The sequence below is a fragment of the Agathobacter sp. genome (assembly GCF_977054825.1).
Window position 1 is genome coordinate 18,676 of the sequence record NZ_CDRTEH010000014.1, and the last position, 14,522, is coordinate 33,197.

The window sequence follows — 14,522 nt, forward strand, 5'->3', positions numbered from 1 at the left end:
ATGCTTTAAATTAATACTTTTGTCTGTTTTTCAGCTCCTCATACAGAAGCTTATAGTTATCATACCGCACCTGCGATATTTTTCCATCTGAAAGAGCCTCCTTGACACCGCAGTCCGGCTCGTTTATATGACTGCAGCCCTGAAACCTGCAATACGGCTCATATTCTACAAACTCCGGATAACAGGTCCACAGATCCTCCTTTTCAAAGCCCGGCACATCCATCGAGCTAAAGCCCGGTGTATCCATGATATATGTGCCATCCTTTATCGGAATAATCTCAGAATGTCTGGTCGTGTGCTTTCCGCGCTCTATTTTCTCACTTATGTGCCCGGTCTCCATCTGCACATCATCCTGCAGACAGTTGATGATGGATGACTTGCCAACACCTGAGGGGCCTGCAACAGTGGTCGTCCTTCCCTCTAAAATGTGCTTTATCTCATCTATTCCCTCACCCGTTTTCGTGCTAGTAAACATCACTCTGTAGCCCGCCGGCTCGTATATGCTTTTAAGCTCCTGCTGCTTTTGTGGTGTGATTAGATCCTTTTTGTTGAAGCATATGGTGACCGGCACATGCTGATACTCCATCATACACAAAAACCTATCAAGCAGGTTGAAATTGGGATCCGGCTTTGCGGATGCAAAAATAACCAAGGCCATGTCTATATTGGACACAGCCGGCCTGATAAGTTCGTTTTTCCGTGGCAGTATACGCTCGACATTGCCTATGTGCTTTTCCTCGTCGAGGACTGCTATATCGACTGTATCGCCTACCAGTGGCTTTATCTTTTGTTTTCTGAAGGTGCCTTTTGCTTTGCACTCGTAGAGGGTGCCGCCTGTGGCAGTTTCGTTTGCTTCGTTTGCTTCTTCCACGTAGACGTAGTAGAAGCCGGCAATTCCTTTAATAATTTTTCCTGTCATGGTTTTCCTTGTGTGCTTTTGTATTTGAAGGAGTCACGCTTTCGGCGGGGATGCCGCGCTTTGAGGTTGTGAGGTTGCGATGGCAGGCATATATTCCTCTTAAAAAATATGAAGCAAACCCCGGGCTCTCCTACAGACAGTCTATGGCTTACTCTGCCCTGTTCTTTCCTCGGTAGGCTTATGGCACCCCGGGGCAGTTCATATTTTTTCCTCGGAACACATGCCTGCCCCGCTTCCCTAGTTCCTCTCCGCGAGTTCAGGTTTTCGCCCGCGGTGTGACGGAAAACTTGACGTAGCTGCGCTACTGCTCGTTTTCCTTGTGCTGCCCCACGTTATGGCAATATCTACCTCTTTTTTGCTATTCCGGTTTATAATAATTATTTAACTTCTCTTATGCTTATGGCACGCTATACGTTACCGGATCAAGTGTAACTTTTGCAGGATTTCCAGCTTCATCTGTTTCCCCTGTCTGAACTGTCCAAGTAACTACAATACTTCCTGTAGCTTCTTTCATTGTTCCTGAAACTGTAAATGATGACGTATTTTCATATGAACCCTTATCGTATACAGTTCCACTTTTACCTACAAGCTTATACTCTGCTTTTACTACAGTTCCCTCTCCACTATAACTAATTCCTTTACTTACGTTAGTCGATATCTCCTGCTTTCCCTTACTGAGTGTCAGTGTGATTGTGGTGCCTGCAGCTACGGTTTCGCCGGATTTGGTCTGGCTGATTACGTTGCCGGCGGCTACGGTGTCGCTGTACTGGGAGTCAGCGTAGGTGTACTTGAGGCCTGCTCCTGCGAGGGCACTTTCTGCCTGTGACTGTGAATAGCCTACTACGTTTGGCACGGTGATTGGCTTCTGGCCCGGTGAGAGGGTTACTGTTACTGCGCTGCCCTTTGCGGCCTTGTTTTTGGCTGATGGTGACTGTGCTGTTACTACGTCTGCTGCTACACTGTCATTGTAATCTCCGTACTCGAAGGTGACACTAAAGCCGGCTGACTCGAGTGTGCTCTTTGCTGAGCTCTTGGTCTTTCCGATTACACTTGGTACCTTGACCATCTCTGATGTGCTATCACCTTTTCCTGCGATAACTACATTGATCTGTGAGCCACGCTTTACTGTATCTCCGGCCTTTACATCCTGCTCAAGGATTGTGCCGTCCTTTTCATCTGACTGCTTTGTCTCAAATGCAAATACTGTGAGGTCAAGCTTTAAGCGGTCTACTGCCTTCTGAGCATCCTCCACTGACATGCCTCTGATGTCAATCATCTGACCCTCTGTCTCAGTCTGTGTCTCTGACTCTGATTCTGACTCGGTCTGTGTCTGTGACTCTGTCTGCTGTGACTCTGAGTTCTTTTTGCCACCAAACTTAAACACTCCTGCCACTGAAAGTGCAAGATATATGATAACTATTACAATGATTACGGCTGTTACTATACCCATGATTGTGATTGCCTTATCCATCTTTGGATTTAAAAGCTTGCCGTCATCATCATCATCATCATCGTCGTCTTCATCGTCAGCATCGTCGTCTAAGAGTGACTCATCATAATCATCATCGTCTTCATCGTCAGCATACTCATCATCATTATCTGCATCGGTATCATCATCGTTTAAGTCCTCTGCGACACCTCTGCCCTCTTTTATCTTGTCAAGCTCCTCAGGGCTTATAACCTTGGTCTTGCCACCGTCAACGAGTGGTGCTATTGTGACGAAATCCTCATCAGGATGCGCAAGCGAGCGTCTTATGTCTGTGAGAAGCTCCTCTATAGTCTGGTATCTGCGATCCGGTGTCTTTTGTGTACACTTTAAGATGATTTTCTCGAAGCTGATTGGCAGATCCGGTGCGTAGATGCTCGGCTTTGCAATCTCCTCCTGTAAGTGCTGCAGTGCAACTGCCACCGTGGTATCACCGTCAAACGGTACACGGCCTGTAACCATCTCAAACATCACGATTCCCAGTGAGTAAATATCGCTTCTGCCATCAACGAAGCCGTTTCTTGCCTGCTCCGGAGATGCATAGTGTACTGAGCCCATCACATCTGAGCTTATTGTATTTGAAGATGTAGCCTTTGCAATTCCAAAGTCTGTCACCTTTACCTTGCCATCTGTAGAAATAATGATATTCTGAGGCTTGATATCGCGGTGAATTATATTTTTATTGTGAGCAGCCTCTATGCCTCTTGCCACCTGGATTGCAATGCTTGCAGACTCCTTGAATGACAGCTGGCCCTTTTTCTCGATATAAGTCTTAAGTGTAATGCCCTCGACATACTCCATGACAATGTAGTACAAACCATTCTCGCTGCCTACATCATAGATATTTACGATATTCGGATGCTCAAGTCCTGCTGCCGACTGTGCCTCAGCACGAAACTTGGTCACAAATGAACTATCCTCTGAAAACTCCTGCTTTAAAACCTTTATAGCTACAAAACGGCTCAGTATATGGTCCTTTGCCTTGTATACATCGGACATACCGCCTGCGCCAACCTTGCTTAGGATCTCGTATCGATCCGATAAAAAACTTCCTATCTCTAACATCTGTTATTACCTCGTCTTAAAATGGTTTAATGATCATTACAGTGATATTATCGCGGCCACCGTTTGCATTGGCCATGGCGACAAGCTGTGACGCTGCTGTCTCGATATTATCATTTTGCCTAATAGTATCGCATATCTCTTCATCTCTTACCATATTGGTAAGTCCGTCTGTACACAGAAGAATCCTGTCGTCCTCACATAGCTCGACCTCAAAGAAATCTGCCTCCACATGATCCGCTGCCCCGACAGCTCTGGTGATGATATTCTTGTCCGGATGAACTCTCGCCTCATCGGCATTTATCTCACCCAGCCTGACCATCTCATCAACCAGTGAATGATCCCTGGTAATCTGTCTGATCTGCTCTGTGCTGCCTACAATATAAAGCCTGCTGTCGCCTATATTGGCCACAAAAAGCTTGTTTCCTATAATAGTTCCTATGACTAAGGTGGTACCCATTCCACGCTTAGCTTCATCCTCACGAGACTCAGCCACCAAAAGCTCATTGGCCTTGTTGATTGCCTCTTTGATGATGGATACCGGTTCATCCCCGGCATTTCTCGATACCGATGCAACCACACGCTCTATAGTGTATCTGGAAGCATAGTCACCGGCTTTGTGTCCTCCCATTCCATCTGCTACGATGAAAAGATTCGGAAGATTTCCTACTGCAGTGTCAGACGAGAAATAAAAATCCTGATTCATCTCACGAATAGCACCTGCATCCGTAATGGAAAACGTCTTCATCTAGTTTATTCCTCTCTCTTTATCTATATGCTTCTTGCGAAGCTGTCCACAGGCACCGTCTATATCTCTGCCCATTTCCCTTCTAATAGTAACATTAATTCCGTTTTTTTCAAGTCTCTTTTTGAAAGCCTCTATAACATCCTTGTTGGACTGCACGTAGTCGCGCTCCTTTATAGGGTTTACCGGAATCAGATTTATATGACAGTTCATGCCATGCACAAGCGCAGAAAGCTCTGCTGCATCCTCGGCTGTGTCGTTCACTCCGCCGACTAAGCTGTACTCAAAGGTGACTCTGCGGCCGGTCTGTGCAAAATAATACTTGCATGCATCGACCACATCATGTATATCAAAGCTGTTTGCAACAGGCATGAGAGCCTTTCTCTTTTCCTGATTGGAGGCATGCAGTGAAAGCGCCAACGTGATTGAAAGCTTTTCATCTGCAAGCTGTCTCATGCGAGGTACGATACCGCAGGTGGAAACAGTCAGATTGCGCTGGCTGATATTGATACCGTTTTCATCAGTGAGAAGCTCTATAAAGCGCAGCAGATTGTCGTAATTGTCAAGAGGCTCGCCTGTGCCCATGACAACCACATTTGAGATGCGCTCTCCTATGTCCTTGCCTATCCGGTAAATCTGGTCAATCATCTCAGACGGCCTAAGTCCCCTGACGAGTCCGTCAAGAGTGGATGCACAGAATCTGCACCCCATCCTGCAGCCGACCTGCGAAGAGATACACACCGAATTACCGTGCTTGTACTTCATAAGCACACTCTCTATTACATTGCCGTCGTCGAGCGAAAAAAGATATTTTCTCGTGCCATCGAGCTTTGACACCTGCACCTGCTCTTTTTTAAGCGAGATGAGCATTGCATTGTCCTTTAATACCTGTATGAACTTTTTTGAAATATTGGTCATCTCATCAAAGCTGTCCACATGCTTCACATGAATCCACTCATATATCTGCTTCGCACGGAATTTCTTTTCTCCGAGCGATATGATAAACTCTGTGAGCTCGTCCATATTCATTGATTTGATGTCGGTTAGTTGTTCTTTTATTATCTGTTCCATATCACTTTTATTAAATTTACATTTAATTACTGCTCTATAATTATTGTTATTGCTTATTGTTTATTACTTCATGATTTACTTTTTATAAATCTTGCAATAAAGAATCCGTCACTTCCATGCTCACCGGGCAGCATCTGTTTCATTCCGACGCCATCCGCAAAGCTCTTATCCAGCTCAAACTCAGGATGCTTTTCAACAAACCACCTCACATTGCCCTCATTCTCAGACTCATCTATCGTACATGTACTGTACACGAGCACTCCGTTTGGCTTCACATATGTATGCGCGGTATCAAGTATCTGTCTTTGAAGAGCGACAAGCTCATCTACAGACTCAGGTGTCATCTTGTAGCGGATGTCCTTCTTTCTGCCGAGCACTCCAAGCCCTGAGCACGGCAGATCACAGATCAGTATATCTGCCTTTCCTATGGAATCATCGTCAGGCACTGTGGCGTCCCACACCTCTGCAGACATATTGTTAAGGCCATGCCTTTCTATATTTTCCTCAATCATACCAACCTTGGTATCAGTCAGGTCACGCGCCAGCACATGGCCGCTTCCCTGCAAAAGCTCAGCGATGTGGGTGCTCTTGCCCCCCGGTGCTGCGCATACATCTATCACATAGTCGCCCTTCTTTGGAGCTGCAGTCTGTGCAACAAGCATGGAGCTGATATCCTGTACATAGAAAAGTCCGTCTCTGAAGCTCTGCAAGCCATTCAAATAATCAAATCCTGATATAACAAATGCATAGTTAAGTTCATCAACCGCTGTGACCGTCACACCCTCCGCCTCAAGCATCGCGCGAAGCTCATCCGGAGTACACCTGGTCAGGTTTGTCCTGATGCTTATTGTGCTCTTACTGTGAAAGGCCTTGAAAATCTCCTCTGCCTTCTTCTCTCCGTATGCTGATACAAATCTGTCCACTATCCACTGTGGCATGGAGTATCGGATGCTTAAAGTATCAAACTGTACTGAATCTATATTTCTTGCAATATTTCTGAGTACACCGTTTACAAAGCCCGAAAGCTGTGCAAACTTATGCCTCTTTGCAAGCTTCACCGCCTCATTGCATACAGCTGAATCCGGCACCGCGTCCATGTACTTTATCTGGTAAACGCTCATGCGAAGAAGGTTTCTGATGAAGGGCTTCATCTTCCTTACCTTTGTCTTTGAAAAAGAGTCTATGATGTAGTCAAGCTGCAGCATATACTCGATAGTACCGTCAACAAGCCTCGTCATAAAGGCTCTGTCCTGCTTTGACAGATACTGATACTTGTCAAGCACACTGCGAAGCACGATATGTGAAAATGCTCCACGCTCATTAATCTCAATAAGCATCTCAAGGGCAAGCTCACGCGTATCTACAGAGTGCTCATTATGCGCTGCCACGTTTGATTTTGCCGGTCTGCCCGGTATATTATTTTTGTTTATTTGGCTATTTTTATTATTATGATTATTTTTACTATGATTATTTATCATGATGATGTTTCCGAATAGTTACATATACATTTAATTTTCTAACTAATATATCCAATTTGAACTGCCACCCTGTAAAATCACAGGCAAACAGAATCTAAAACAATATCAGTCGTCACGCCTGCGTCCGTTTGTGATAAGTATTATACGAAGGAGCTGTAAAATAGCAGCCGCCGCACTGGCCACATAGGTAAGTGCCGCTGACTTGAGCACCCTTCTTGTGTACTTAAGCTCATCATCTGCAAGTATGCCCTGTGTACGAAGCATGACAAGCGCACGTCTTGAAGCATCAAACTCTACCGGCAATGTCACGAGCTGGAAAAGCACTGCTGCCGAAAACAGCAATATGCCTATATCAATAATAAGCCCTGACGAGCGTGTGTTAAATAATAAGCCGATAAGTATGACCGGCCATGCAAGCATTGAGCCAAAATTAGCTATAGGCACAAGTGCACTCCTGATTGAAAGAGGTGCATAGCTTTTTGCATGCTGTATAGCGTGTCCACACTCATGGGCTGCTACGCCAAGTGCTGCGACCGATGTGGCATTGTACACAGGATCAGATAAATTCACTGTTTTGGTGCGCGGATCGTAGTGGTCCGTCAGACTACCTGACACATGACGCACCTGCACATCATATATGCCTGCCGCCTGAAGCACTCTCTGAGCCACCTGCGCACCATTCATGCCTGACATGCTTCTTAGCTGTGAGTATTTATTAAATGTACCTTTAACTCTTGCCGATGCAATCATACATATCACTGCACCTATCACAACTAATATATATGTCGGATCCCAGTAATAATATCCCATGTATCATCTCTCCTTGCTTTTATTGTAACTATTCATCCCCGCCTCATCAGCTTTTTGGTTCTCAGTGATTCTGAATAGTTATCTTATATTTATAATGTGAAGAATGAGCCCTCTTCCACATGACAGCCTCTCAAAAATGAACCTGTATCCATGCGCTTCTTGCCCTGGAGCTGTACCTCTACTAAAGATAATGCTCCTTTTCCTGTCTGTACATACATATCATTTTTTCCGATATGATAAATACAGCCCGGCTCGTAATCATCGCTGCCGTCAATCACCCTAGCGCTCCACACCTTAAAGGTCTTGCCGTTTAAATGTGTATATGCGCTCGGCCATGGATTGAGGCCTCTTATAAGCCTCTCAAGCTCAACAGCAGGCTTTGTCCAGTCGATAAAGCCAAGCTCCTTGCTGATCATTGATGTATGTGTGGCTTCCTCACTGTTTTGAGGAGTGTACTCTGCAGTGCCATCCTCTATCATCTTCATGGTCTCCACGCACAGCTTTGCTCCCTCTGCCGAGAGCTTTTCAAACAGGCTGCCGCCCGTCTCATCAGGTGCGAGCCTGACTGTGCTCTTTGCAATCATATCGCCGGTATCTACACCCTCATCCATCCTCATGGTAGTGACACCGGTAAACTCATCACCGTTAATCACAGCCCACTGGATAGGCGCCGCACCTCTGTACTTTGGCAGAAGTGAAGCATGCACATTGATACAGCCGTAGCGCGGCATATCAAGAATACTCTTTGACAGAATCTGTCCAAAAGCAACCACAATTATTATATCTGCATTAAACTTTCTGAGGTACTCTATATTGGCAGACTCTCTTATTTTAACCGGCTGGAATACCTCAATGCCATGCGAAAGTGCACACTCCTTGACCGGTGTGTACTGCATTGCCTTGCCGCGCCCCTTTGGCTTGTCCGGCTGTGTGACAACCAGTGCCACCTCATGCCCTGCCTCTATAATTGCCTCAAGTGTTCCCACCGAAAAATCCGGTGTTCCCATGAAAATTACTCTCATATTACTGCCTCCCAGATATTTTTAAAAGCCCGGATAACAAATGTCATCTTAAGGATTACTCCTGTGGATCCTCATAGGTCACATCGTGAAGTGCTCCCTCAACCTTCTCCACATAGAGATGTCCGTCGAGATGGTCAAGCTCGTGGCAGATGCATCTGGCCAAAAGCTCCTCTCCCTCTATCTCATACTCATTCATATCCTCGCCCATAAAGCGGGCCTTTACATGATTCGGGCGTGTTACCTGTCCGGCCTTTCCCGGTACTGAAAGACAGCCCTCATCGCCGGTCTGCTCTCCGTCAGACTCGATAATTTCAGGATTGATCATCACGATTGGACCCTCGCCCACATCGATAACAACAATTCTCTTAAGTATGCCGACCTGCGGTGCAGCAAGTCCTACACCATTAGCCTCATACATGGTCTCGAGCATATCATCAATAAGTGTTACTATCTTTGGAGTCACCTCCGTAACCTCTCTGCATACCTTGCCAAGTACAGGGTCTCCCTCCACTCTAATAGTTCTAAGTGCCATAATTGCCTCCTTCTATATCTGTCAAAATCCACTCATCGGATTAAAATCAAATGAGATATTTGCATTTTTCATTGCCGTATCAGCCTTCACAGCCTGCTCTATGCCATCCTTTACGGAAATGAGCGCTGCATAGGCAGATGTCTTCATGTAAATCACCTTGCGGTATATGTCATTTACCTTTGCGATGGTCGCATCCGCAGGGCCTATGAGCTGAATCTGATGCCTATCATCCGGGCTCTGACTCTTCTCTATATGTGATATCATCTGTGCCGCTGTATCGTGCACTCTCTGCGCCACGTTGCCGCACTCACTCTCATCAGGTGATGTGACATGGATTAAAAGCATATTCCATACAGGCGGATAGTTCATAAGCCTCCTGTACTCTATCTCCTTATCGTAAAAAGCCTCATAATCCTGCTCTTTGGCAGTCTGAATGGCGTAGTGGTCAGGGTCGTAGGTCTGTATGACCACATTGCCGGGCAGCTTTCCTCTTCCGGCGCGCCCTGCCGCCTGTGTCAGCAGCGCAAATGTGCGCTCCGCCGCGTGAAAATCATTCACATGCAGTGACATATCCGCCGCCAGCACTCCAACCAGCGTGACATTTGAAAAATCATGCCCCTTCACAATCATCTGCGTGCCGATAAGTATATCAGCCTCATGATTGGAAAAAGCCTGCAGAATCTTCTCATACGAATCCTTTGCCCTCGTGGTGTCATAATCCATGCGCAGTATACGCGCCTGTGGAAAACGCTTTGCCACCATCGCCTCTATCTTCTGCGTGCCTGCCTTAAAGCCGCTGATGTACTTTGAGCCACAGCTCGGACACACCTTTGGCACCGGCTGTCTGTAGCCGCAGTAGTGACAGACCATCACTCCGCCGCTATGCTCACTGAGTGATACATCGCAATGAGGACATTTTACCACAAAACCGCACGCTCTGCACGACATAAATGCCGATTTGCCTCTTCTATTTAAAAAAAGCATGGTCTGCTGACCATTTTGAAGCCTCTCCTCCATGAGCTCCTGAAGCCTGGTGGAAAGAATCGAGCGGTTTCCCTCACGAAGCTCCTGCCTCAAATCAACAATCTCACACTTTGGAAGAGGTCTGTCGTCCACACGCGTATCAAGCTCCAAAAGCCTGTAAACGCCTGTCTTTGCCTTGTAGTAGCTGTCCACGGACGGTGTTGCAGAGCCAAGCACCACAATAGCATCGGACATGCGCGCGTACTCTATCGCCACCTCTCTGGCGTGATAGCGCGGCACCGACTCACTCTTGTATGAATTCTCATGCTCTTCATCTATTATGATAAGTCCTAAATTTGAAAAAGGTGTGAACAGCGCCGACCGCGGGCCAATCATGATGTCAATATCACCATTTTTAGCTCTCTCAAACTGGTCATAACGCTCACCATTTGAAAGTCTTGAATTGATTATTGAAACCCTGTTCCCAAATCTGGAAAAAAAGCGCATCACTGTCTGGTAAGTAAGTGCAATCTCGGGAATCAGCACAATCGCCTGACGCCCGGACTGTATACAGTGTGCGATAAGCTCCATGTACACCTCTGTCTTGCCACTTCCGGTGACACCCTTAATCAGATAAGTATTTCTAAGGCCAGAGGCAATATCACCTTGTATCTCATCAACCACACTCTGCTGCGCAGCGTTCAGCACCTTATCATAGGTATCCACACTCATATGCTCCACAGGATTTCTGTAGCCGGTCTGTGTGATGACCTCGATAAAGCCGCTCTGCTCAAGCGTCCTTATAGTAGCAGCTGACACCGACAGCTTGCCTGTCACAAAGGAATACTCAAGGCTCGCCCCATCATCTGCATCGATCAGGGCACGAAAAAGCCTTGCCTTTGCCTTTTGTTTTTTTGCCTCGCAAAGCGCAAGCTGCGCCCTCGCCCTTACCTTGTCTATTTTCAGTGCAATGCTGCGGCTCACCTGCTCCTTAGCCTGCTTCTTTACAGGTATAACAGTCTTAAGCGCCTGATTCATGGTAGAGCCGTAGTTGCGCCGTATCCATGCCGCAAGCGCGATGAGTTTTGCCTCAACAGCCACAGAGTGCGCCTTTATCCCGATAAGAGGCTTTGTCCTTGCCGGGTCGTACTCAGGCTCATCCGTGACCTCAATCACATAGCCTGTGATAGTGCGGCTGCCAAATGGAATATCCACGCACACACCCGGGCGGATGTCGCATAAAAGCTCATCCGGGATGCTGTACTGAAATGTCTTATCCAGTTTTTCGTGGGATATATCCACAATCACGTTGGCATACATAACTGATACTATTTAACTCCTTCGTATTTCTCCTCGCAGTACTTGCAGCGGTAAACTTCGTTTTTCTCATCGGAAAGCACGAAAATCTGGTCAAGCTCCTGCTCAATTGAAGTGATGCATCTTGGGTTTTTGCACTTGATGACATTTTTCACCTGATGAGGCAGCTTAAGCTCCATCTTGTCCACAATCTTGTCACCCTTTATCACATTTACAGTGATGTTGTGGTCGATAAATCCAAGGATATCGAGGTCTAATGACTCTATCGGGCACTCTACCTTGATGATATCCTTCTTGCCCATCTTGCTGCTCTTTGCATTCTTTATGATTGCAACCGTGCAGTCAAGCTTGTCAAGCTTTAAATCCCTGTAAATCTGAAGACTCATACCTGCCTTGATATGATCGAGCACAAAGCCCTCATGTATTCCACTAATATTCAGCATATTATCCTCCTTTAGTCCTCAGCCAGTCCAAGCAGTGTCAGAATCAGCGCCATACGCACGTAAACCGCATACTGCGCCTGCCTGAAATAGCATGCTCTCGGGTCGTCATCCACATCAACAGAAATCTCATTCACACGTGGGAGCGGATGAAGTACAATCATATCATCCTTTGCAAGCTCCATCTTCTCCTTGGTCAGAATGTAGAAATCCTTCAGACGCACGTAGTCCTCCTCGTTGAAGAAACGCTCCTTCTGGACACGTGTCATGTAGAGCACATCAAGCTCTCCCATGGCATCCTCGAGCTTTTCTACCTCCTTGAACTCGATATTGTTGGCACGAAGCACATCATCGCGCACATAGTCAGGCACCTTAAGCTCCTCAGGCGAGATAAGCACAACCCTCACATTGTCATATCTGATAAGTGCATTGATCAGTGAATGCACGGTACGTCCAAACTTTAAATCTCCACAAAAGCCGATTGTGATATTATTCAATCTGCCCTTGATGGAACGGATCGTAAGGAGATCAGCAAGTGTCTGGGTAGGATGCTGATGACCGCCATCGCCTGCATTGATTACAGGAATACGCGATTTCTCCGAAGCTACAAGCGGTGCACCCTCCTTAGGATGACGCATGGCACAGATATCTGCATAGCAGGAAATAACCCTGATAGTATCTGAAACGCTCTCGCCCTTTGAAGCAGATGACGAATCAGCACTGTGGAAGCCCAACACCGAGCCTCCCAGATTAAGCATGGCAGCCTCAAAGCTAAGCCTGGTTCTCGTGCTTGGCTCGTAAAAACAGGTTGCAAGCTTCTTTCCATCGCACTTATGTGCATATTTCTCAGGATGAGCCTCTATATCATTTGCAAGATCAAGAAGCTTGTCCAACTCTTCTACAGAAAAATCCAACGGACTCATTAAGTGACGCATAATTTGCCTCCATTCTTTTTCGCGTAACATTATTTTTTACATTTTTTCTATCATATAATATCTCAGCGCAATATTCAAGTTGGCTTTTACACTTTTTTGTTGTAGAATATATGTCAGAATATAACTGTTCTGAACGCTTAGCAATTGTATTGAAGTTTTCATACAATTACGACAATTTCAACATCAAAAAGGAGAATAATATGTCAGTAAATGAATCACAAATCAAAAACACCACAGCAGGCGCCATCGATGATGACGATGCCGTAATCTTTAAGGAGAGAAAGAGACTGCTGTTTCTCGGTCTGCCGTGGACCTTCACGAAGTACACCATCACACCATCCTTTATCACTGTAGAGTCCGGACTCTTAAGCACCACAGAGGATGACTGCTACATGTACAAGGTAGCTGATGTAAAGCTCACCACATCACTGATGGAGCGCATTTTCAGGCTCGGCACCATAGTCTGCTACACAGGCGATGTCACAAGCCCTGAGCTTAAGCTCGTTCATGTAAAGCACTCACGCGAGATAAAGAGCTATCTGCTCAAGCAGTCTGAGGCTGCAAGGCTAAAAAGACGCACCTTAAACACTGTGGATATCGGTGCACACGGAGCAGACATGGCAGATTTGGACCATGATGGTATTCCGGATTCGCTGGAATAAGATTCGCATATTTAAAGGAAGCAGCTTCCGGTTAGTCCGGAGGCTGCTTCTATTTACATTTCATGCTATCTAATTTAGACAAATATCCTTCGCATATGAATAAGAGATTATTTCTCCCTGCTTAGTAGCAATATAACCTTTTTCTTTATGCGAATAGTTTGATATATCAACTGAACCAAAATCCTTAAATTTCAAATAAATGCGTTCAAGAACATTCTTTTCCTCATCGGATAAAATACCATTTGGCATATCACACTCAGGAATCACCTGATGCTTTTCATATCCATTATCATAAGTCACCTCAATATGAGCCAAATGGTCTGCAGCCATCCTTCCAAAAAGCATATCAAAATTTTCAGGAACCGGGCCATATGGTAAATGCGCATACCTTAACCCTGATATTGAAATACCATTTTCCTTATAAAAAATCATGTCTGAATAATTTAATAGCTTCATCAGCTTTGTCTTTAACAGCTCTGTGCTTTTATTTGCAAAAAATAAAACCATTGCACACAATTTTTCATAATCAAAACCTTTAAATCCATTTTCCTCACATGGAGTTTCGGAGAAAAATTCATCAAAAAACTTTCTATTTTCTCTGTATTCCAAATTCTGCTCAAGTTTTTCTACAATATCAAGCAATTTTGTTTTCTGCTTTTCATCAATGTCTATCTCATTTTCTGTAAGATATGACCTCATATTCTCAGGATTTTTCAAAAAAATCAAAAGACTATTATGAGCCCGGTCCTGTAACGAACCATTCTCGTATCTGCAGATAGTCTTATCTCCCCAATTCAATAATTTTGAAAAGCCTCTCTGGCTTAGTCCATACTGCTGTCTTATTTCTTTAATTTCTTCCGGAAGAAGAAGCTTATGCCTCCTACGATATTCATTATATGCATTGATAAGAGTAGCATTATCTAATTCCTCAGAAAATAATTCCTCTCCGCACTCAGCACATACAAGAACCTGCGCGTTTACATCTATCATCTCTCCGCATACATTATAAGATTCTTTTTTTGTAACTATTGTAGTCTCAACTTCTTTTTTGCATTCTTCACAATATCTTTTCATCGACTC

The 14,522-nt window shown here is 45.3% G+C and carries 13 protein-coding genes; 1 reads left to right on the forward strand and 12 read right to left on the reverse strand.

The genetic code is table 11. The annotated features are described in order from the left end of the window. Nucleotides 1-10 precede the first annotated feature (10 nt). The 11 genes from rsgA to pyrB form a co-directional block, all read right to left on the reverse strand. Entirely contained in the window at nt 11-919 is a 909-nt protein-coding gene (rsgA, locus tag ACW6PM_RS10505; RefSeq protein ID WP_448754516.1) for a ribosome small subunit-dependent GTPase A, read from the reverse strand. Between the two features lie 397 nt (nt 920-1,316). Next, the gene (pknB, locus tag ACW6PM_RS10510) at nt 1,317-3,470 is read right to left on the reverse strand and encodes a Stk1 family PASTA domain-containing Ser/Thr kinase (protein ID WP_448754517.1); all 2,154 of its coding nucleotides are present in this window, start codon (nt 3,468-3,470) and stop codon (nt 1,317-1,319) included. Between the two features lie 16 nt (nt 3,471-3,486). Then, entirely contained in the window at nt 3,487-4,215 is a 729-nt protein-coding gene (locus ACW6PM_RS10515) for a Stp1/IreP family PP2C-type Ser/Thr phosphatase (protein ID WP_308651754.1), read from the reverse strand. After that, nucleotides 4,216-5,283 (reverse strand): 23S rRNA (adenine(2503)-C(2))-methyltransferase RlmN, encoded by a 1,068-nt coding sequence (rlmN, locus tag ACW6PM_RS10520; RefSeq protein ID WP_448754518.1) that lies wholly within the window; start codon nt 5,281-5,283, stop codon nt 4,216-4,218. It lies immediately after the preceding gene. Between the two features lie 68 nt (nt 5,284-5,351). Further along, nucleotides 5,352-6,761: a 16S rRNA (cytosine(967)-C(5))-methyltransferase RsmB gene (rsmB, locus tag ACW6PM_RS10525; protein ID WP_456057116.1), complete on the reverse strand. Its 1,410-nt coding sequence runs from the start codon at nt 6,759-6,761 to the stop codon at nt 5,352-5,354. Between the two features lie 105 nt (nt 6,762-6,866). After that, nucleotides 6,867-7,571 (reverse strand): zinc metallopeptidase, encoded by a 705-nt coding sequence (locus ACW6PM_RS10530; protein WP_109258142.1) that lies wholly within the window; start codon nt 7,569-7,571, stop codon nt 6,867-6,869. Nucleotides 7,572-7,660: 89 nt separating this feature from the next. Continuing rightward, nucleotides 7,661-8,593: a methionyl-tRNA formyltransferase gene (gene fmt, locus ACW6PM_RS10535; protein WP_456057117.1), complete on the reverse strand. Its 933-nt coding sequence runs from the start codon at nt 8,591-8,593 to the stop codon at nt 7,661-7,663. A gap of 55 nt (nt 8,594-8,648) precedes the next feature. Continuing rightward, nucleotides 8,649-9,125, reverse strand: coding sequence for a peptide deformylase (def, locus tag ACW6PM_RS10540; protein ID WP_308499496.1), 477 nt, complete (start codon nt 9,123-9,125; stop codon nt 8,649-8,651). Between the two features lie 21 nt (nt 9,126-9,146). After that, nucleotides 9,147-11,408, reverse strand: a complete 2,262-nt coding sequence (gene priA / locus ACW6PM_RS10545; RefSeq protein ID WP_456057118.1) for a replication restart helicase PriA — start codon at nt 11,406-11,408, stop codon at nt 9,147-9,149. Between the two features lie 8 nt (nt 11,409-11,416). Beyond that, nucleotides 11,417-11,848, reverse strand: a complete 432-nt coding sequence (locus ACW6PM_RS10550; protein ID WP_308499498.1) for an aspartate carbamoyltransferase regulatory subunit — start codon at nt 11,846-11,848, stop codon at nt 11,417-11,419. Nucleotides 11,849-11,859: 11 nt separating this feature from the next. Then, nucleotides 11,860-12,780, reverse strand: a complete 921-nt coding sequence (gene pyrB, locus ACW6PM_RS10555) for an aspartate carbamoyltransferase (protein WP_308651720.1) — start codon at nt 12,778-12,780, stop codon at nt 11,860-11,862. A gap of 200 nt (nt 12,781-12,980) precedes the next feature. Between pyrB and ACW6PM_RS10560 the strand changes: the two genes are divergently transcribed. Next, nucleotides 12,981-13,442 (forward strand): PH domain-containing protein, encoded by a 462-nt coding sequence (locus ACW6PM_RS10560; RefSeq protein ID WP_456057119.1) that lies wholly within the window; start codon nt 12,981-12,983, stop codon nt 13,440-13,442. Between the two features lie 69 nt (nt 13,443-13,511). On the opposite strand, the gene ACW6PM_RS10565 is transcribed toward ACW6PM_RS10560, so the two are convergent. Further along, a complete protein-coding gene (locus tag ACW6PM_RS10565) occupies nt 13,512-14,516 on the reverse strand; it encodes a type II TA system antitoxin MqsA family protein (RefSeq protein ID WP_456057120.1) in 1,005 nt (334 codons plus the stop codon). Nucleotides 14,517-14,522 lie beyond the last annotated feature (6 nt).